We start from the raw sequence: 20,416 nt of genomic DNA, 5'->3' as shown, positions 1-20,416 counted from the left end.
GTGTATATCCTTCTTCGATACCTTTCAAAAAAAAGCTCTGCCTCCTACATTTAAAGTAATAGCCGTATGGCATCCTCGTACTAATAACAGTCCAATTCATAAATGGTTGATAGAGCAGCTGCAAAACTTATAAAATCCGTAGAAATGCAACGAGATCTAAACGCTCTTGCTTAGTTAATTTTAATGGTTTTAGTAGTTTCGTCGTTTTAGGAAAATGAGGATCGTTTAATTGGGTTTTTCTAGGCTTAGGTCTTGCTCCACCATGGTTGTACATGTTTACTATGCCCAGTAGATCATCAAAAAGCCCATTGTGCATCCAAGGAAATGTTTGTGTTAAACCTAGTAATGAAGGGGTTCTAAATAACCCTATATCACTTGGGTTATTTGTAATATTAAACCGGCCTTTATCTTCAAAACTACGGCCGTAGTAATGAAGGCCAGTGCCATGAAATTGGTTGTCACTTAATAGTGCGCCATTGTGGCAAGTCATACATTTTGCTTTGGTTCTAAATAAATGTAATCCGTTTAATTCACTATCTGATAAGCGTCTAAGCGCTTTTTTTGGATTACTCTGAGCCTCATTAATAAACGATTTAAAACGAGTATTAGGTGCAATGAGTGTTCTCTCAAAAGCTACGAGGGCTTCTGCCATTTGTGCCATAGAGAGCGTATTTGAATTAAAAGCACTTTTATTAAATGCCGTATAGCTTTTATCTTTATTGACCCGCACTAAAGCTTTTTGTGGATCTAAGTCCATTTCAATTGGATTGCTAATGGGCATAAGTGCTTGTTGCTCAGCTGTTTTAGCGCGACCATCCCAAAAAAAACTTTGCCACGGTTATTACCTTAATACTTATACCGGCATTATTGATGATTCAAACCGATGCTAAGCGCGGTATTGATGCTGTGCTAAAATCGCTAGGTGCTAAAAATAAAACGCAGGAAGTAGCCCCTTAATGATAAACGTACTACTGGTTGAAGACGGCATAGATTTGGCAACCACTATTGTTGATTATCTCGAAATTGAGTCAATAGAGTGTGACCATGCAAGCAATGGCGTAATGGGCTTAAATTTAATAGAACGTAATCAATATCAAATGATTATATTAGATGTAAATATGCCCAAAATGGACAGTTTAACCATGTGTAAAACATTGCGTGAGCAAGGCATTGATATACCAGTATTAATGCTGAGAGCGCGCGATAGCCTCGACAATAAGCTTGAGGGGTTTGCAGCCGGTAGTGACGACTATTTAGTAAAACCATTTGCCATGAAAGAGCTAGTAGCGCGGGTTCAAGTATTAGCAAAGCGTAAAAGTGGTGAGGTAAAGCGACTTACATTTGCTAACTTAACACTTAATTTAACCGCGCATACAGCAACAGTGGCAGAGCACAGTTTAAAGTTATCACCCATTACTTTTAAGTTATTAGAAGTGCTTGTACGAGAGCAGCAAAAACCGGTAACCCGACAAGTAATTATGCAAGCAATATGGGGCGACGATCAGCCAGACAGCAATAGCTTAAAAGTGCATATTCATCATTTGCGTAAACAGCTAGAGCAAGCGCATTGCCAAGCCGTACTTGAAACAATACCCAGTGTAGGGTTTGCGCTAAAATTAAAAAATGAGACACAAGCATGAAAATTAGACCCAGCCTGAGGTTGTATTTTTTTGCCACCATGGTGCTTTTAAGTTCATTAATGGCAATTGGCTTTTCGTTTTTAAGTGTTAATTATTTTATTGATGGCTTAGACCGAGGGTTAAACGGAGTTATGTTTGAGCTTTCGCAAACCACTGAGATTGAAGATGGACAGCCAAAAAATATTGTTGGATTTAATGTGGCGGGCCGTTGGGAAGACATGCCAGAAATAATACAGCAAAAATTTGAAGTAGCGCCAAATGAAGCCGGTGTATTACAAAAAGTGAAAGATAACACCTCATTGTTTACTATGCCTGCAGACTTGTTTTTTGTTGTTTACTATCAAAACCCAAATGACGAGGCGCGTTATATATCGCGTATTATGCTTGAAAAAAATCGCCCTAAAAGAATGGGAACTGTAAAACCAATACACCGCATGACATTGATAGCCATTACTGGTTTTGCAGCCATTGCCTTATTTACCTTCTTTTTGTTTATGGTAATGAAAAAAATAGCTAAGCCAGTAGAGTCACTACGTGGTTGGGCTAAGTCGTTAAATCAAAATAATTTACAAAACACGCCGCCCGACTTTACCTATAACGAACTAAATACCTTGGCAACGTTAATACGCAGTAGCTTGCTTTCTGCTCACGACAGCCTTGAGCGAGAACAGCGCTTTTTAAGTTATGCGAGCCACGAGTTACGTACACCAATTTCGGTTATTCGCAGCAACGTTGAGTTACTTAACCGTTTAAGCGAAAAAGCGCCTTTAAGCGATAAACAACACCTTACACTGCAGCGAATAGAGCGCGCCGGTTTAACCATGAGCGATTTAACCGAGACGTTATTGTGGCTTAGCAGAAATGACGACCAGCAAAGTGCACCAGAGCCCGTAAACCTAGCCGAGAAAATAACGACTTTGAGTAACGAACTCGATTATTTACTCAATTCAAAACAAGTTGATGTACTTATAAATACCGATAACCAAAATACGACTATTAATACCGAAGCCACCGCATGCCACATTGTGCTTACTAACTTGATACGTAATGCGTATCAGCATACGCAACAAGGGCAAGTGCGAATTACTCAGCAGGGTAGCCGTGTGATTATAGTAAATAGCAGCGAACAAACTGATACGCCACACACTGCTAATAACACAAACAAGCCTGCCAATATTGGCTACGGTTTAGGATTAGAGTTAAGCGAAAAAATAATAAAACGACACGGTTGGGTATACGAAGTAAAAGACATGCCTGGGCGTTATGAAGTGGTGGTCGATTTTAGTTAATTATTTGGTTAATTAGGTATGAAGTATTGATAACCGCGCTAAAGCTTTTTTATAAAGTGTTAGCGCGGTTTTTTTATGTGAAATTAAATATTTGATTAAATAACATGCGATAGTAGAGTGTGTAACTGGGAATGGGAAATTGCTATATAGTAATCAGGGCAATCCAGTACAAACTAGTTGCGATTATTGAATGTTTTATTTTAGGAAATGTATGCAGAAATTTTTAGTTTTTATATTACTTTGCCCATTCTGGGTATGTAGTGCTGAAAACACATCGCTTATTATTTCTGAAAATGTACTGAGTTCAGATGAAGCAAAAAAATTACACATTCATCGACTAGTTGATGGGACTAGTGAAAATTGGGACGATAGCTGGGTAGTACTAATATATCCCGAAGTTGATCAGCAAGGCCAACCGATATCTGGGTTATGCATAAGTATAAATAGTGGTCCAAAGAAGTTAGCTTCGTTGTGTGCTGCTATAAACAAATCTGAAATTAGCGGATTTAATCGTTCTGATTTTGAAATAGGGGAAAGTGTTTCCGTATCAGCTGATTTTATATACGGTGCGGCTAGTTATACTTTACAAAATGTTTTATTACTTGAAAGCGAAGACTATGAGTCATTCAAAGAGCGATATAACAAACGCGACGATCCAGAGAATGATTAATAGTCATATATTTAGCAAACAATACAAAAAAAGATACCAACATATTTAGTGTTGACTAACATGGAGTGTTTATTTTTATGTTCAAAATTATAATTATTTTAATATCAATTACTTCTTTCAATGCCTTGGCTGCAGAGGAGGTTAAACTTGGAATTTCGGGGAACGTTGGCGCTGATGGTTTTTTTAGCCCGACGGTAACATCATTTGTTATTGAAAAAGTAGAGCCTAATTCACCCGCTGAAAAAGCAGGGGTTGTTGCTGGACAGAAAATCATTTCTATAGAAGGCTGTAAAATTCCAGGCTGTCCTGCCAGTGAAGCAAAAGAATTAATGCGCAAGGAGTCTGGAGAGATTTTACAATTACTTTTAGAGAATGAAGATGGTAGCCAAGTACCTTTAAAAATACCTATGAATGCTTGGTAAGCCTAATCAATTAAATATCCCAGCCTATAAAGCATGGTTATTTCCAAAGCGTGGTTTTGTGTAAATGAGCTAGACGCAGTAAATGTTGGCAACGTTAGCGAGCTTTTGGAGTACTACTTACTCGGTTTATATGTAGGTTACTACTTAAAGTAATTGGGATAGATTAAAAAGGTTTGATCAGTAATAACCTTAATTAATGAATACATTGGTATTGCGTTAAATACGGCAATACCAATGATTATTAGACTAAAGCTTATAAATCGCTGCGCCAACCCATACCAGACTCTTCCATTAAACGCTCGTACACGCCTTCTATGTTAAGCGGTAACCATGCATCAAACTGTTTAAAGTCACTAAATTGGTCTAACTTTACATTTTGTTTAATTTCGTCAAGCGTATTACCGGCTAAAACGCCTGCTGTTACTTGCCTATATAAAAGCTCTAAATAACTTAAGTAACGCGCTACATCAGCCTTGCTGCCAATATCGGCATGTCCGCCTACAAAAGTGTTAAAGTCATATTTGAGTACCGCTTGGGTTGAGTTAATCATGCCTTGAATATCGTAACTCCACAGCTTTTGCCACGGCATTCTGCCAATAACAATCCAATCAACTACAAATAACGTTTTTTGCTTTTCGAATAATATACTAACCGAACCACGACCATCGTTTGGACCATGGTAGTTAAGCTTTACTGTAGAATCACCAAGGGTAAGTAGTAGCTCGTCATCAAAAGTAAGGCTGGGCGCTACCGTTTTCATTTTTGTGTTTTTAATATCTTGCGCAGCGAGTTTATGCGCTACAAACGTGGTGTGCGGGCTTTTAAATACCTCGGCGCCGTAAATATGATCGCTGTGATTATGGCTATAAATTACATATTTTACCGGTACGTTATAGCGAGTTTTAATTTGCTCGTTTAACCAGGTGGCGGCTTTTTTATTAAGTGGGTCGGTAACAATTGCGCCCTCAGAAGTGATTAAAAATACTGAGCGGTGTCTGTCGTCTATAAAGCGGTGTAAGCCATACCCTAAGTCTTCTATTTCATAGGCTTGTGTGGCAAAGCCTATAAATAATAGGGCTGTGGTTAATAGTTTTTGTAGCAAGCGGGGCATACACCATTCCTTTTTAAATTAATTAATAACACGTTTAAAAGAAGAGAGTGTAATTGAGTAAAAACTTTCAAGTTAACTTGTGTTTAATAGTTAAAAATTTAACCTCGAAAGATAAACAGGCCCTAGGGTCTGTTGATCTTTCAAGGTTAAATTTGCAACAGTCTGTTTGGTATTTAGGCAAGGCAGAGCCTATGTAGTGTGGTTATTCCCCATGAATGGGCGATAACGTAGCATTAATGCCAAACAGGCGCTGCCCAAAGGGTTCTTCCTAGGGGCTATTTACTCTTTGTTGCTCGGTTTTTACTTAGCCCACTAGGTTACAAACCTCGCGCCGCGATTAAATAGCCCCTAGTTTGAACAAATTTTAATCCGCAAAGATCAACAGACCCTAGTATGGATATAAGTATTAACCACATTACACTACGTGAAACACCTTATCGCTCATCTAAAGTATTTAATGGATACTACATTATTATATAAAGGAATTTGTCTTTGTATTATTTTTTATATGCAGCATGTGTGTTTGCCGTGAAATAGCGAGTTTAAATAATGTATAAAAATAAATGGCATTCAAGATGGTTGTGCAGGACTTTATTTAGTCTACATTTTATTATTGTCTCAAGTTCTTTTGCTCATGCTGATGAGGCCCTTTCTTATGAGCAAGCAAGACAAAGGCTTTATACCCAATCAGATGCAATTCAAGCTGCTAATTATCAAGTTAGTAGCGAACAAGACCAACGTCGCTCTCTTGATGCTTTAAACATGCCGACGTTAAATATTACTGCTGGTTTTCAGGCTTACAGTTTACAACGCGATCTTAATATTGAGCCTTTACAGCAGGCTGCAGGCCAAGTTTTCTCAGGTGCTGAGCAGTTAATTCCAAGCTCAGTAAATCTTGATTTTAATGGTTCAAATCGCACCGCCGCAATTACCTCAAGTTGGTTGTTATATACAGGGGGCAGTACTCGCGCTGCACAACGATTTGCTGATGCAGGAATTGCCCTAGCTGAGGCTGAGCGAACAGGTACGATTGAACACCAAGAAAAAACACTCGCAAGAGTCTATTTCGGTAAGTTATTAGCAAAAAATATCTTATCAATTAGAGAAGATGTATTGAAAGGTGTAGAAAACCATTTGCATCAGGCTGTTCGTTTTGAAAAAGAAGGAGTGATAGCTAAAGTCGAGCGATTGCATGCGCAAGTTGCTTACGATGAGGCGCGTCGAAATTTAGAGCAAGCTCATGCTGATTTTAAAATTGCAGACGCAACTCTTCGTCGGTTATTGCGGAGCGAGCAATCAATAAAGCCTTTGAATAAGCTGTTTGTTATAAGTAGGCCTTTGGCCCCTTTAAAGGAATACCTCAAAAAGGGACTTAACAATCATAGTCAGTTAGCTCAAATTCGCGCAAAGAAAAAACAAGCAGAACAGGGAAAGCTCACAGAAGAAGCCCGTTGGAAGCCAACAGTCGTTGCCTATGGGAGTTATAACTTACTTCAAGAAGATGCAGAGTTGTCTAATCCATTGCCATTACTTGAACCTGATTGGGTTGTTGGCATTAATATCAGCTATCCATTGTTTGATCATTATGATCGAAAACGTTTAGTTAGCGCAGCACAAAATAAAATTGAGCGGGTCTCATCTTTAGAGCGAGAGATTAAAGTGGGTCTTAATACCTATATTGAAAAAAGTTACCGCAGTGTGCAACGAGCACATGATCAATTTATGTTACTTGAATCCAGTATAGAACTTGCAAAAGAGGCGTTAAAATTAAGGGAGCGTATGTTTCAAGAAGGGCTGGGAACATCACTGGATGTAGTTGATGCACGACTTGCTGTAGCAAGAGCTAAAACCGAGCGTGTATCTGCTGCATACGGGTTTGTTGTATCTTTGGTTGACCTGTTAGAAGCAAGTGGCCAGTTAGCACATTTTAACGATTACGTCGTTCAGGCAGACGTAAAGCTCCCAACAAAAGAAGGGTAACAATGAAAAATAAAGCGATTTTGATTACAGCCATTATGGGTGTAATTGCCTTTATTGGCTTTGCTCTACTAAAAATCACAGAACCTTTACCTTTGGTTTTTCAAGGGCAGGTTGAAGCGAGAGAGATTGATGTTGCAGCAAAAGTTACTGGTCGTATTCATCAAGTTTTAGTACGAGAAGGGGATAACGTTTTAACTGGCGATGCTCTTTTTGAATTAGAAAGCCCTGAAATTGCAGCAAAAATGGCACAAGCAACAGCTAGTCGTGATGCTGCGTTTGCTATGAGTAATAAAGCGGATAATGGCACGCGTGAAGAAGAAGTTAGAATGGCTGAATCTGCCTGGGCTAGAGCTAATTCTGCGGCGGAACTTGCACAAAAAACATTTGAGCGATTTGATTCGTTATATAAAGAAGGTTTGATATCAGAGCAGCAGCATGATGAAGCACAGACAAAGCAAAAAGTAGCACATGATGCGGAAAAAGCAGCTAAAGCACAATATGATATGACACTCAATGGCACCAGAGTGGAAGATAAAGCAGCAGCTAAGGCGGTGGTTGCACAAGCGAAAGGAGCAATTGATGAAGTGTCAGCTTACTCTGCTGAAACGCATCTTACCGCGCCGATTTCTGGCGAAATAGTCCAAGTGCTTGTCGATCCTGGTGAATTGGCTCCTGCAGGATTTCCAGTGATAACAATTGTAGATCTTAGTGATTCATGGGTTGTTTTAAACGTTAGAGAAGATCATTTGGTTAACTTTAAGATAGGCGCAAAGTTAATGGCTAAAGTTCCTGCGCTTGGTGATCAGAAAATAGCATTATCGGTATACTATATTGCACCGCAAGCTGATTTTGCTACTTGGCGCGCTACACGTTATTCGTCTGGGTATGATGTTAAAACGTTTGAAATACGTATGCGACCAAATGAGCAAATAGATGGGCTTCGTCCAGGAATGAGTGTTTTACTTTCTATTGATTAATGGAGTAATACCACGTGCATAACCTATCGCCACATCAAGGTGGTTTCGTTACAACATTGAAACGCGAGCTCCAATACTATAAATCTGATGGTTGTGAGTGCTTTATTTCCATTTTTATTTTACTTGCTAGCATGATTACGGTTGCTTGGATATTTTCCTCTGGAACCCTCACAAACTTACCTATCGCAGTTATAGATCATGATGGCTCTAGTGTTTCTCGTACTTATAGCCGTATGCTTGAAGCAACGCCTGAAATGCATATTGTTGACAAACTGTCTTCAACTGCCGAAGCAAAGAAGCTTTTAGAGCAAGCTTCTATTTATGCTTTTGTTGTTATTCCCCGTGATTTTGCTAAGGATATTAAAACAGGTCAACAAACGACTGTTGTGGCTTGGCATAGTGGACAGTTTTTAACTATGTCAGGTGTGATTTTAAAAAGTTTACGTCAAGTTACAGGAACAATGTCAGCCGGTGTGAAAATAACAGCGTTGAGCAAGAAAGGAGAAAGCACGTTAGCCGCAAATGTTGACTTTTCTCCATTACAATCTGAATTAAGAACATTATTTAATCCATTTCAAAATTATCAATATTTTTTAGTTGCAAGCTTATTACCCGCAATGTTGCAGGTATTTGTGATGATATGGACGGTTTATATTGTTGGTCGAGAATTTCAAAACAGTACATTTACGCAGTGGCTTGATGCAAAGAATAACGTGTATGCAGCTATTGCGGCTAAAGTCTTGCCTTTATTTATTTTGGCTTCATGCATTGGTATTGGCTGTTTATATTGGCTTTTTGGTTATATGAGATGGCCAATAAACGGGAGTGTTAGTTTCCTTATTTTAGGTTGGGAATTGATGATTCTTGCTTATATAGTATTGGGACTCCTTTTTGCGAGCCTTGCATCACGTTTAGCGACTGCTTTATCGTTTGCTGTTTTTTTTACCGCTCCCGCTTTTGCTTATGTTGGTATCACTTTTCCACAACACGCAATGCCTCTACTAGCTAAAATTTGGGCTTATATATTACCAATAAAAACATTGCTTCGTTTGCAGGTTGAACAAGTTGAAATAGGTGCTCCCATTGTTAATTCATTACCTGAATTACTTACTCTTATTGCTTTTATTTTATTACCACTGCCGCTTGCTATTAATCGAATACGCGCGCGTTGCTCTGTTTTTAAAAAGGGGAGGTAGTCATGGGGCAGTTTTGGTTAAGTTACTGGTATTCATTAATCGCCATCGTAAAAGATCGTAATGTACTGTTGCTCGTTATTATTGGGCCGATTGTATATTCAATTTATTACCCTCTACCTTATAGTCCTGAAGTTGTACGCGATATACCGGTAGCAATAGTCGACTTTGATCATAGCAGCTTGAGTCGGCAGCTAGTTCGATTAGCCGACGCAAGCCCCGACATTAACGTAATTGACGTTGTAAATAGCACCGCTGAGCTACAGCAAAAATTCTGGCATGGGGATATTGAAGGTGGTTTAATTATTCCTCGTGATTTTCGTAAAAATGTAATGCGTGGTAATGCGTCTAAAGTAATTATTTTGGGAAATGGCGCTTATTTTATGTTTAATAAAGGTGAGTTATTGGGCTTCTCAGGTGCAGTACAAGCGTTATCCGGAAATCTTGAAAGTAAACATGAATTGATAAGCACTGTTTCAGTCCTGCAAGCAACAGAGCTAAGTGAACCTGTACGTTTGGAGCTGTACACAACATCAAACCCTACCGGTGGTTACTCTACCTATGTTGTCCCTGCTGTTGCTGTAGTTGTATTGCAACAAACCTTGTTATTAGGTATTTGTATGCTGCTAGGAACTTGGAGGGAATCAGGCGCACCTTTTGTTATGACGTTTTTCCGTAATCGATTGGCCTTAGTTTTTGCCGCAGCCACTATTTGCTTTGTTAATACCCTTTATTACGTTGGTGTAGTGTATTGGCATGAAGATTACCCTCACTTAGGTCAATTACGTGACTTATTACCAATTATTATTATTTTTTCCTTAACCGTATCTGCTTGGGCTGTTGCTATAGGGGCTTGTATTCGTTATCGCGTTCAAGCTGTTATTCATTTAATTCCTACATCGATCCCTATTATATTTTTAGCTGGTTTTGCCTGGCCTATTGAGTCAATTCCAGCTCCTTTAGTGGTATTAAGTATGCTAATACCCAGTACTGCGAGTATTCAGGCTTTACTTAATGTTGATCAAATGGGGGCTTCGTTTTCGCAGGTTTTTCCCGAAGTCTTTGGTTTAATACTCTTACTTATAGCTATGCTGATGATTATATTGTTAAGAAAAAATTGGCCGTCAAAAACGCATTCGTTATAAGAGCGCTTTATTTTATAAGACCTCTATTCATAATTTAAATATTACTTTTTCAAGTAATTTGCAAAAGTTTAACTCTTAAATACCGATTAGGCATAGAGGATATAGAGCCATAGTGATTGATTTAATGCTTCAGGTATTCCCAGTTATATTTGGAGCTATATCCCTATTTTGTAATACAAAAACGAAAATGGTTGTTGTTAACCTTTTAACTGCTGCATCTTGGGTTTTTGCATTTGGCATTTATGGGGCATGGGCTGGTGCACTTGTTAGCGCTATATCGGGAGGATCTTCTCTTTATGCTGCACTACATAAAAAAGAGTTAACTACAGTACGTGCTATTAAAATAATTTTATTAATGCTGCTAACTATATTAACCATGGATATTTATACAGGCTCTATAAATTTAATCTCATATTTACCCTTGTTCGCATTTTCTTTTTACCGATATGGCGAGCTAAGAATGAAAGAATATGGGTATCGAGTCTGCGGTATTATTGGTGGTATTTTATATATAACGTACGCATTAATAATAAACTCATGGGGGGTCGCGATTGGTGAAATGCTTTTCGTTGCGGCTAATATATTTTATATAGCAAAGCTAAATAAACGTAGCGCTCTAATTAAAATGAAACAGAAATAAACGTAACTCAACATTTTAAATGAGCATTAAATATATGCTACATCAGTACTTCTACTTGTTAAGTATACAGTTATAAAATTGTATTTTAGAAATTAACTCTAAAACCTATTTATCTTTCGAGATTGAACTTACAGCAGTATGCTTGGTTTTTAGGTAAGGGAACGTCTGGTTGATATGGTTGCTTCTCATAAATGGGCGATAACGCAGCATAAATGCCAAACATACGCTGCCCGTTGGGTTTTTTCTAGGGACAATAAGCTCTTTGTTACTCGGTTTTTACTTAGCCCACTAGGTTACAAACCTCGCGCCGCGATTTAATCGCCTCTAGGTGAATTAATTTAATCCACAAAGAACAACACTCCCCAATAAAATTGTTAATAAAAGCCTGCTAATCATTCGTTTATCTCGTCAAATTAAACCTCAAAATTAACTTTCTCTGCAGATTTAATACTAACTAACCTGAGCTCTGGATAATAAATCTATCTCGAGCAGCTATTTTCAGCGCTAACTACGTTGAATTTACTTGCAATAGGCCAGCTATTGACGGGTAAATTCGCCTTGTTTTCACTGAAAATCTCTGGCTAGAGAAAATAAATTTAAATATCACCATGATTCAATACGTTAGTAAATCTCTGAACCAGAGTTCAGGTTAACTAAGTATTAACCACAATAAGTCGCGGAAACCCCTAATTTCACTTAATTAGGGTGAATAGTAATATCTCATTAGAAAATGATTTTGCTCAAATCGTTGATCGATATTTAGCACGTTAGAGTGCACCTACTCAATATATGGAGATAATTAGTTATGTCTAAAATGCCAGCTATACCCTTCGAAAAGCTACTTAAGATTGTTGCAATCGTAGATGCTCAGAACCCTGAAGTGAAAGAGTTAATCGATGTAATTAAAGCTGATGGCTACGAGGTTGAGGTTACCGATAGCTATGAACGCGATGTATTTGAAGATGCAGGCGTTGGGGCTTACATCGTCTCAATTGACGAAGATAAAGGAGATCTTGCTCGAAAGCTTGGTCATGATCTTCGTGCAACAGGTAATAAAATGCCAGGTTGGGCGCTTGCGGATTCGTACCGTTTAGCTGCCCTTGAAGATTTTGAAGGTCTAAGTGAAGTTACTGGGTTTATTTATTTAGGAAAACAAACCCCTGCTTTTTATGCAAAACAAGTAATTGCCAGTGTTGTTGAATACGGCGTTAGTCTTTTACCGCCTTTTTTTGGTGGTATGTTGGCATATGATTATGAAGCAAATATTGCATTTGATTGTCCAGGGCATCAAGGGGGGCAGTTTTATAAAAAATCGCCTGCAGGTCAGATCTTTTTCAAACACTTTGGCGAAAGTATTTTCCGCAGCGATTTGTGTAATGCTGATGTCGACTTAGGCGACTTACTTATCCACGAAGGCGCGGCTAAAAGAGCACAGCAAGAAGCAGCTAAAATATTTGGTGCAGACAAAACATACTTTGTTCTCAATGGCACCAGCACCTCAAATCAAGTGGTCACTAATGCGGTATTAAAGCGTGGTGACTTGGTTTTATTTGATAGAAACAATCATAAGTCGACTCATCATGGTGCTTTAGTGCAAGCCGGTGCGATTCCAATTTACCTGCCTACTGCGCGTAACGCGTTTGGTATGGTTGGCGCAATGGATTGGGATGCTTTTGATGAAGAGTATATTCGTGCCCAAATTAAAGCTAATCCATTAATACAAGACCCTGAATTATACAAAGCAGAACGCCCATTTAGACTCGCCGTTATTCAACTAGCTACTTATGATGGCACTATCTACAACGCAAAACGGGTCTTAGATAAAATAGGGCATCTTTGCGAATACGTACTGTGGGATGAAGCATGGATTGGTTACAACGCATTTCACCCGTTATTTAAAGATCATAGCCCTATGCGTTTAGAAAACTTAAGTGCAGATATGCCGGGCTTATTTTCAACGCAATCAGTGCATAAACAATTAGCTGGTTTCTCTCAAGCTTCTCAAATCCATAAGCGCGACGAACATATTCGTGGTCAAAAACGCTTTATTAATCACAAGCGATTCAATGAATCATTTTTACAACATGCATCTACATCACCTTTTTACCCTTTATTTGCATCGTTGGATGTCAATGCAAAAATTCATGAAGGTAAAAGTGGTGAAATGTTATGGGATCAATGTATTGAGCTGGGTATTGACGTACGTAAAAAGTTTCGTGAAATAGCTCGCCACTTTGAAAAAACCGGTAAAACAGCGCAAGAAAAATGGTTTTTTGACCCCTTTGTACCTGACGTTGTCACCATAAAAGACTCTGAATTCACCAAAGATGTGACAGATATTGCGTGGGAAGCACTCGATACCGATGTCATTAAACGCGAGCAGCAATGTTGGCAGTTTGATCCCCAAAGTAGTTGGCATGGTTATAAAGGCTACGTTAAAGGTTATGCCATGGTTGATCCCAATAAACTAACGCTACTTACTCCTGGTATCGACCGCAATACGGGTGAATACTTAGATTTTGGTGTCCCTGCCACGGTAATAGCCAACTACCTACGTGAGCAGCATGTGATCCCTGAAAAATGCGATTTGAATAGTATTTTATTTTTAATGACGCCAGCTGAGGACGAAAGCAAGCTCAATACGTTAATTGCTAAATTACTGCGCTTTAAAGAACTATGGGACAAAGATGCACTAATGGCTGAAGTAATGCCTAACCTTTACGCTACTCATCACGAACGCTACGAAAACTACACCATACGCCAAGTATGTAATGAAATGCATGATTTTTATCGTACAGGCAATATCAAAGAGTTACAGAGTTTATGTTTTCGCGCTGAGAGCTTTCCAGAGCAAGCAATGTCTCCACAAGATGCGTCGAGAGAATTGGTCGCAAACAATGTTGATTACGTGTCACTTGATAACATTAAAGGGCGCATAGCGGCGACGCTAGCATTAATTTATCCACCAGGTATTGGTGTGGTTGTACCAGGAGAGCGCTGGGATGACAGAGCACAACCTATGCTTGATTACTTCCGCTTATTTGAAGAGTCGTTTAATCGTTTCCCTGGTTTTAATTATGAGGTTCAAGGTGTTTACCAAGAAGAGATTGAAGGTGAAATTAAGTTTCACACCTATGTTGTATCCAATAATTAGGGCGTGTTGATCTTTGGTGGTTGAGTCTGCAGCAGCATAAATACCAAACATGCGCTGCTATTTGGCTTTTTATAGGGACAGTCAATACATCCTAGTAAGTAACTTAGTACAAATTATGTAACACCAAAACTTATAGCTGAGTGCTGTGTAAATATTATCAGTACTCAGCACTAAAATTAAATGGGAAAAAACTATGTCAGAAGAAAAGAAAATGTCGGTAACCGGCCTGACGATGATCGTGGCAGTCAACATGATGGGGTCGGGTATCATTATGTTGCCAGCGAATATGGCGCAAGTAGGGGCTATTTCATTGCTATCTTGGTTTATCACTGCTTTGGGCTCAATGGCTATTGCTTATGGATTTGCACAGGCGGGGGTTTTTGACCGTACTGCAGGTGGTATGCCTGCATATACAGAGCAATCTCACGGTAGATCGGGATCCTTTATGGTCTCCTACCTTTATTATATTTCGCTAGCAATCGCAAATGTTGCGATTGCTATTGCGGCGCTGGGTTACATAGCGCCGTTTTTTCCTTGGCTCAATTCTACTCCTGTTATAACAGCAATAGGCGTTATCGTTTTAATTTGGCTGACAACAGCAGCTAACTTCCGTGGTCCAAAAGTTACAGGACGAATTGGTTCATTTACTGTATGGGGAGTAATCATTCCGGTTGCTGGTTTATCTGTAATAGGTTGGTTTTGGTTTAATACAGAAACATTTGTACAAGCATGGAATCCAAATGATCTTTCATTAATGGAGGGGCTCAGCTCTAGTATTACTCTTACTCTATGGGCGTTTCTGGGTATGGAGTCGGCAGCGCAAAGTGCGGGGGCTGTTGAAAATCCACGTAAAAATGTACCACTGGCTTGCATGCTTGGTACCGCAGGGGCCGCTGTTATTTATATCCTATCGACAAGCGTGATTATGGGGATTGTACCTAATGTCGAATTAGCTAACTCGACGAGTCCTTTTGCTCTTGTGTATACACAGATGTTTAGCCCTGTTGTTGGCAGTATTGTTATGGCTTTAGCTGCTTTAGCATGTGTTGGTTCGTTATTGGGCTGGCAATTTACTATTTCACAAAGCGGTAAACTCGCGGCCGATGCAGGAATGTTCCCCGCATTCTTGGGTAAAGTGAATAAAGTGGGAGCACCTATTTTAGGCATGGTTATTATTGGTATTGTGCAAACGCTATTCGCTTTTTCTACGATGTCGCCCAACTTAACCGAGCAGTTTAACGTGTTGGTTGACCTATCAGTCGTGACCAATGTGATTCCTTATATCATGGCGCTCACAGGCTTAATGGTAATGATGCGCAAAGACAAGGTTTCTGCCAAGGTTTATATGCGCAATTCTATCATTGTGTGTGTGGCGGTTACTTATAGTATTTATGCTTTATACGCATCGGGCGCTGGCGCAGTTATTGGTGGCCTTATAATCATGATGTTTGGTTATTTAATTTACGGTTTCATGGCACCACGCTTTGAAGTTAATCCACAGGTCGTTAAACCTATGAATTCAATCTCAAAAGGAGAGAACTTATGAAAATTTTAAACCAGCCATTATTGCAAAAGGCGACATTTTTAACATGTGTATTATTTTCACTCGCAGCTGAACCATTTGCCCACGCTCAAACCTTAGATAGAATTCAAAACTCTGGCACCATAAATCTAGGTTTTCGCACTGACGATGTGCCTTTTTCTTATCGTGACGATACTGGTCATGCCGCAGGCTATGCCGTTGCTTTATGCAAGAAAGTAGCCGAAGAAGTAAAGTCAGAGCTGCGTTTGAATGCATTAGCAATTGATGACGTTGCGGTTACTACAGAGGACCGATTCACTGCGTTGCAAAGCGGTAAGATTGATTTGCTGTGCGGAGCAACAACTGAAACGATTGCCAGACGCCGTGATGTTTCCTTTTCTATACCTATTTTTCTAAGTGGTATTGGGGTGCTTACTCGTGTCGATGCACCATCACAGTTACGTGCTCTGCTTGCTGGCAACGAACCTGAATTTAGACCGCGTTGGAGAGCCTCATATAGCCAGATTTTAAAACAACGAACAGCGTCAGTTTTGTCGGGTACAACGACTGAAGCCTGGGTTAATGACCGCATTCATGAATTTGGCATTATTGCAAAAGTGTCGGCGGTAACAAGCTATGACATAGGTATTAGCTCTGTACTTAAAGGTAGCTCTGACATGTTTTTTGGCGACAGAGCTATTTTACTTGAAGCGATCAAGCGTAACGCTCCCAATAGCGAGTTACAGGTTATTCATCGATATTTTTCAAATAAAGTGATTGCGCTAACGCTGGCTCGTGATGACGAAGATTTTAGATTACTCGTAGATAGAACACTGAGTAGACTTTATCGCACGGGTGAAATAGACGCTATTTACACGACCTATTTTGGTGAAATTGACGCGACAGCACGAGGCCTTTTTACACGTGCTGCTCTCCCTGAATAAATAAGGAATTAACAATGTTAAAACATGATTTAAACTTTCCAATTGCTATTATAGATAACGATTATAATTCTCTGCAAATGAGTGGGATCTTGATTCGTCAGCTTGCACAAGAAATAGAAACACAGGGTATAAAAGTCATCGGTGGCTTTAGTATTGAAGATGCCGAACAAACTGTACTTACTTATTCTGAGGTCTCGGCTGTTCTTATTTCTTTAGAGGGCAGTGAAGAAGGTCCGGAGCAATTTGAAAAGTTACGCGCTCTCATAAAGCACATTCACCGTCGTAATGATGAATTACCTGTTTTTCTTTTTGGAGAAAGACAATCAATTGATAGATTACCAACGGATTTACTATCAGAAATTCGTGGCATTATATATTTATATGAGGACACTAAAAAGTTTCTAGGTAAGCAGATTGTTCGTGCAGCGAGTGAATATATAGATCAGTTGTTACCGCCATTTTTTAAAGCATTACTCAAGCACACTGAAGACTCTAATTACTCATGGCACACGCCAGGACACGCTGGTGGTGTTGCCTTTACTAAAGACCCAGTTGGTTTAGCATTTCATCAGTTTTTTGGCGAAAACACACTGCGTTCGGATTTATCTGTATCTGTGCCTGAGTTGGGCTCTTTGATGGATCACAGTGGCCCAGTTAAAGACGCTGAACATGAAGCGGCTGAAAACTTTGGTGCTGATATGACCTATTTTGTCACCAATGGAACTTCTACGGCGAACAAGATTGTTTGGCATGGTATTGCAACGCAAGGCGATGTAGTTTTTGTTGATCGCAATTGTCATAAGTCGTTATTACATGCCTTGATTATGACAGGTGCAACTCCTGTTTATTTTCAACCTAGTCGAAATGCATTTGGTATTATTGGGCCTATTGCGCGCGAACAATTTACACCTAAACACATGGCTGAACGTATGGCTGAACATCCTCTAATTGTTCAAGTGCCAGAAAGAGTGCGTATGGCGGTAGTAACTAACTCTACTTATGATGGGATTTGTTATAACGCTAACGAAATAAAGCGCACGGTTGCTGATGCGGTTGATTATTTACACTTTGACGAAGCATGGTACGCCTACGCGGCATTTCATCCGTTTTATAAAAACCACTTTGGTATGGCTGATGTTGATGATCAAGATATCGGCCCGGCTATTCTTACAACACAGTCAACACATAAATTGTTAGCTGCTTTTTCTCAAGCCTCAATGATCCATGTAAAGCAGGGCGCTCGTTCTAAAGTTGATCCCAACCGTTTTAATGAAGCCTTCATGATGCACACATCAACATCACCGCATTATGGCGTGATTGCATCGTGTGATGTTGCGAGCAAAATGATGTCTGGTAAAAGCGGCCCTTCACTTATTGAAGATATACATAGTGAGGCTATGGCATTTAGACATTCAATGGCGAATGTAGGTCACGAACAAAGTGGTTGGTGGTTTAATGTTTGGCAACCTGATGTTATTAGCGCAAAATCTAACGATACACCACAGGCACCACAGGCAGCAGATTGGGTACTTAGACCCGGTGATAAATGGCATGGCTTTGATGATTTAGCGGATGATTATGTACTCATTGACCCCATAAAAGTCACCTTACTTACGCCTGGGCTTTCTATTGATGGTTATATGGCAGAAGAAGGTATTCCTGCGGCGATTGTTTCTCAATTTTTGTGGGAACGCGGTATTGTGGTAGAAAAAACCAGTCTTTATTCATTCCTTGTTTTATTTTCTTTAGGTATCACGAAAGGGAAATGGAGCACCTTATTGACCGAGTTACTGCAGTTCAAACGTTTATACGACACCAATGCCAACGTAGAATCAGCATTGCCTACACTGGTTAGCAAGTATCCAGATGTTTACACCCATATGACTTTGCGCACGCTGTGTCAGAATTTACATACTTTCTATCGCGACCATAAAACACCAGAAGCTATGAATACAATGTATACAGAGCTTCCCGATATAGTGATGACACCTGCACAGGCTTACCATAAATTGGTTGCTGATGAGGTGGAGTTAGTATCGATTGACGAATTAGAAGGTCGTATAGCCGCAGAAATGATTGTCCCTTATCCACCTGGTATACCTTTGATAATGCCAGGCGAGCGTTATAACGAAAGGTGTAAACCGATTATTGATTATTTAGCTATGGCACGTGAGCAAAGCACTCAAGTACCTGGCTTTGAAGCAGAAATACATGGATTAAGCGTTAATAAAGGTGATAAGGGGGTGACTTATGCGGTATCCGTGCTTAAAAAATGATGTTCGGTTTAAACTTTCATCAACGCTTATTGCACTCCTAGGTCTTACGCTGGCGACATCTATTCAAGCTAAAGACGTTGCTGATGCTGATAGTAAAGAAGATGAGCGTTGGAGCATTTATGGTACGCTTTCAAGCGATGATATTGAGCATGGTTTTAGTCGCACCTTAGGTGATCCTGGCGTGCAAGCCGCGATGATTTATCGTGATCCATCAGGTTGGGGGGGAGGCTTTCGCGCAAAAACGATTGATTTTGTTGCCAATGGCTTAGCTGACCGTGACTTATTTGTCTCGCTTCGTGGCTTTATTGGTTATGAATGGCAGCTTGATGATGAGTGGCAAGCGAGAGTCAGTGGCCATTATCTCAACTTTCCAGGATCTACCGCTGAAAGTTCAAGTTACGAAGAGGTATATGCAGAATTGCTTTACGCTGAACTTTTTCGCTTCAGAGTTGATTATGGACATGACAGGTACACCCTTAAAGAAGACAGTGTAGCCTATGAACTAACAGGGCATTATCCGATTGGGCTTGGTTATACCATAGACGGTATGTTTGGCTTTCATGATGCTGAGAAACTTTTAGGTGATAGTTACAGCTATCACTCGTTGGGAGTAAGTAAGCGCTTTGGCCCCTTTGCTATTTCGCTTATGTACCATGACACGAGTAAACGCGGAGATAAGCTGTTTGATTCACTCGGTGAAATGAATGGACTTGATTTAACTAAAGTGACTGATCCAGGTTTTGTCTTGAGTTTTAGCTCACGTTCAGATGTATTTGAACGCACGGAATGGCAGCGTTGGGATGGTTATAAGGGCTTTAGTTCGAGTGTTGATATTGTCTCTAACTACGTAAGCAAAGGCGTTAGTCAGACTGAAGATAACCCTGCAGTACAATTGTCCGTCGATTATGGCTGGAATAATGGTATTTACACCGGAGTTTGGGTTTCCAATGTTGATTACGTACCGCGTGGACAGGAAGAAGACGGCGCTGATTTTGAAGTTGATTTGTACTTAGGGTACAGCTTTGAGATATCTGAAGGTTTAAATTTAGATGCCAGTTATGTCTATTATGATTACCCTGGTATTGAAGACGCTCTAGAAAATGACTTTGATTACGGTGAATTTATTTTAGGCGCAAGCTATGATCATTTTGGCGCAAAAATTGGTTATTCAAATGATCAAGTTGCCAGTGGCGAAAAAGGTACTTGGTATCAGGGGACTGCTGATTATGAGTTAATCGAGAACGTGTCTTTTAATATGGAAATTGGGCATTATGACCGTTCTAACTTTGGCCATTCTTACAATTGGTGGGGAGCTGGTTTGGCATATGACATGGGGAAATTTAACCTTGGACTTGCTGTAACACAAACCAGTTCGGCGGCTAAACTCGATAATACTGGCGGGCAGGCTGATAACCATATCATAGCGAATGTTTCTTATTCGTTCTAATTTAGT

15 protein-coding genes and 2 pseudogenes are annotated in these 20,416 nt (G+C 39.7%); 15 read left to right on the top strand and 2 right to left on the bottom strand.

Annotation, left to right across the window (positions count from 1 at the left end):
- Positions 1-34: 34 nt before the first annotated feature.
- Positions 35-133 (top strand): annotated as a pseudogene (locus tag GQR45_RS21555) (LysR family transcriptional regulator); the annotation flags it as partial.
- Here the strand turns inward: GQR45_RS21555 and GQR45_RS09530 are convergent.
- Positions 128-820 (bottom strand): annotated as a pseudogene (locus tag GQR45_RS09530) (cytochrome c peroxidase); the annotation flags it as partial. The pseudogenes GQR45_RS21555 and GQR45_RS09530 overlap by 6 nt on opposite strands.
- 136 nt (positions 821-956) lie before the next feature.
- Here GQR45_RS09530 and GQR45_RS09525 point away from each other — a divergent pair.
- The 4 genes from GQR45_RS09525 (at position 957) to GQR45_RS09510 (ending at position 4,021) form a co-directional block, all read left to right on the top strand.
- Positions 957-1,640 (top strand): response regulator transcription factor, encoded by a 684-nt coding sequence (locus tag GQR45_RS09525; protein WP_165725763.1) that lies wholly within the window; start codon positions 957-959, stop codon positions 1,638-1,640.
- Positions 1,637-2,929, top strand: coding sequence for a HAMP domain-containing sensor histidine kinase (locus GQR45_RS09520; protein ID WP_165725762.1), 1,293 nt, complete (start codon positions 1,637-1,639; stop codon positions 2,927-2,929). Before GQR45_RS09525 ends, GQR45_RS09520 begins: the two co-directional genes overlap by 4 nt.
- Positions 2,930-3,140: 211 nt before the next feature.
- Positions 3,141-3,599, top strand: coding sequence for a hypothetical protein (locus tag GQR45_RS09515; RefSeq protein ID WP_165725761.1), 459 nt, complete (start codon positions 3,141-3,143; stop codon positions 3,597-3,599).
- 77 nt (positions 3,600-3,676) lie between these two features.
- Positions 3,677-4,021: a PDZ domain-containing protein gene (locus GQR45_RS09510; protein ID WP_165725760.1), complete on the top strand. Its 345-nt coding sequence runs from the start codon at positions 3,677-3,679 to the stop codon at positions 4,019-4,021.
- A gap of 253 nt (positions 4,022-4,274) precedes the next feature.
- On the opposite strand, the gene GQR45_RS09505 is transcribed toward GQR45_RS09510, so the two are convergent.
- Complete coding sequence (locus GQR45_RS09505; RefSeq protein WP_165725759.1) at positions 4,275-5,132, bottom strand: MBL fold metallo-hydrolase; 858 nt, start codon at positions 5,130-5,132, stop codon at positions 4,275-4,277.
- Between the two features lie 549 nt (positions 5,133-5,681).
- On the opposite strand from GQR45_RS09505, the gene GQR45_RS09500 reads away from it, so the two are divergent.
- The 10 genes from GQR45_RS09500 to GQR45_RS09455 all read left to right on the top strand — a co-directional run bounded on the left by GQR45_RS09500 (position 5,682) and on the right by GQR45_RS09455 (position 20,410).
- Positions 5,682-7,112, top strand: a complete 1,431-nt coding sequence (locus GQR45_RS09500; RefSeq protein WP_165725758.1) for a TolC family protein — start codon at positions 5,682-5,684, stop codon at positions 7,110-7,112.
- Between the two features lie 2 nt (positions 7,113-7,114).
- Positions 7,115-8,089, top strand: a complete 975-nt coding sequence (locus tag GQR45_RS09495; RefSeq protein ID WP_165725757.1) for an efflux RND transporter periplasmic adaptor subunit — start codon at positions 7,115-7,117, stop codon at positions 8,087-8,089.
- 14 nt (positions 8,090-8,103) lie between these two features.
- Entirely contained in the window at positions 8,104-9,285 is a 1,182-nt protein-coding gene (locus tag GQR45_RS09490; RefSeq protein WP_165725756.1) for an ABC transporter permease, read from the top strand.
- Positions 9,286-9,287: 2 nt separating this feature from the next.
- On the top strand, positions 9,288-10,427 hold the full coding sequence (locus GQR45_RS09485; protein ID WP_165725755.1) for an ABC transporter permease: 1,140 nt from the start codon (positions 9,288-9,290) through the stop codon (positions 10,425-10,427).
- A 112-nt stretch (positions 10,428-10,539) separates the two neighbouring features.
- Positions 10,540-11,067: a YgjV family protein gene (locus GQR45_RS09480; protein WP_165725754.1), complete on the top strand. Its 528-nt coding sequence runs from the start codon at positions 10,540-10,542 to the stop codon at positions 11,065-11,067.
- An 805-nt stretch (positions 11,068-11,872) separates the two neighbouring features.
- Positions 11,873-14,221, top strand: a complete 2,349-nt coding sequence (gene speC / locus GQR45_RS09475) for an ornithine decarboxylase (protein ID WP_165725753.1) — start codon at positions 11,873-11,875, stop codon at positions 14,219-14,221.
- Positions 14,222-14,414: 193 nt separating this feature from the next.
- The gene (potE, locus tag GQR45_RS09470; protein WP_165725752.1) at positions 14,415-15,767 is read left to right on the top strand and encodes a putrescine-ornithine antiporter; all 1,353 of its coding nucleotides are present in this window, start codon (positions 14,415-14,417) and stop codon (positions 15,765-15,767) included.
- On the top strand, positions 15,764-16,687 hold the full coding sequence (locus GQR45_RS09465; RefSeq protein WP_165725751.1) for an amino acid ABC transporter substrate-binding protein: 924 nt from the start codon (positions 15,764-15,766) through the stop codon (positions 16,685-16,687). Before potE ends, GQR45_RS09465 begins: the two co-directional genes overlap by 4 nt.
- Positions 16,688-16,701: 14 nt before the next feature.
- The gene (locus GQR45_RS09460; protein WP_165725750.1) at positions 16,702-18,963 is read left to right on the top strand and encodes an Orn/Lys/Arg decarboxylase N-terminal domain-containing protein; all 2,262 of its coding nucleotides are present in this window, start codon (positions 16,702-16,704) and stop codon (positions 18,961-18,963) included.
- Positions 18,938-20,410 (top strand): TorF family putative porin, encoded by a 1,473-nt coding sequence (locus tag GQR45_RS09455; protein ID WP_165725749.1) that lies wholly within the window; start codon positions 18,938-18,940, stop codon positions 20,408-20,410. The genes GQR45_RS09460 and GQR45_RS09455 overlap by 26 nt, the downstream gene beginning before the upstream one ends.
- Positions 20,411-20,416: the final 6 nt, after the last annotated feature.

It is taken from the genome of Pseudoalteromonas sp. SA25 (assembly GCF_011378705.1).
GTDB classification, from domain to species: domain Bacteria; phylum Pseudomonadota; class Gammaproteobacteria; order Enterobacterales; family Alteromonadaceae; genus Pseudoalteromonas; species Pseudoalteromonas arctica.
The sequence above is the reverse complement of the archived record's forward strand: the minus strand, read 5'-3'. Positions and strand labels throughout refer to the sequence as shown.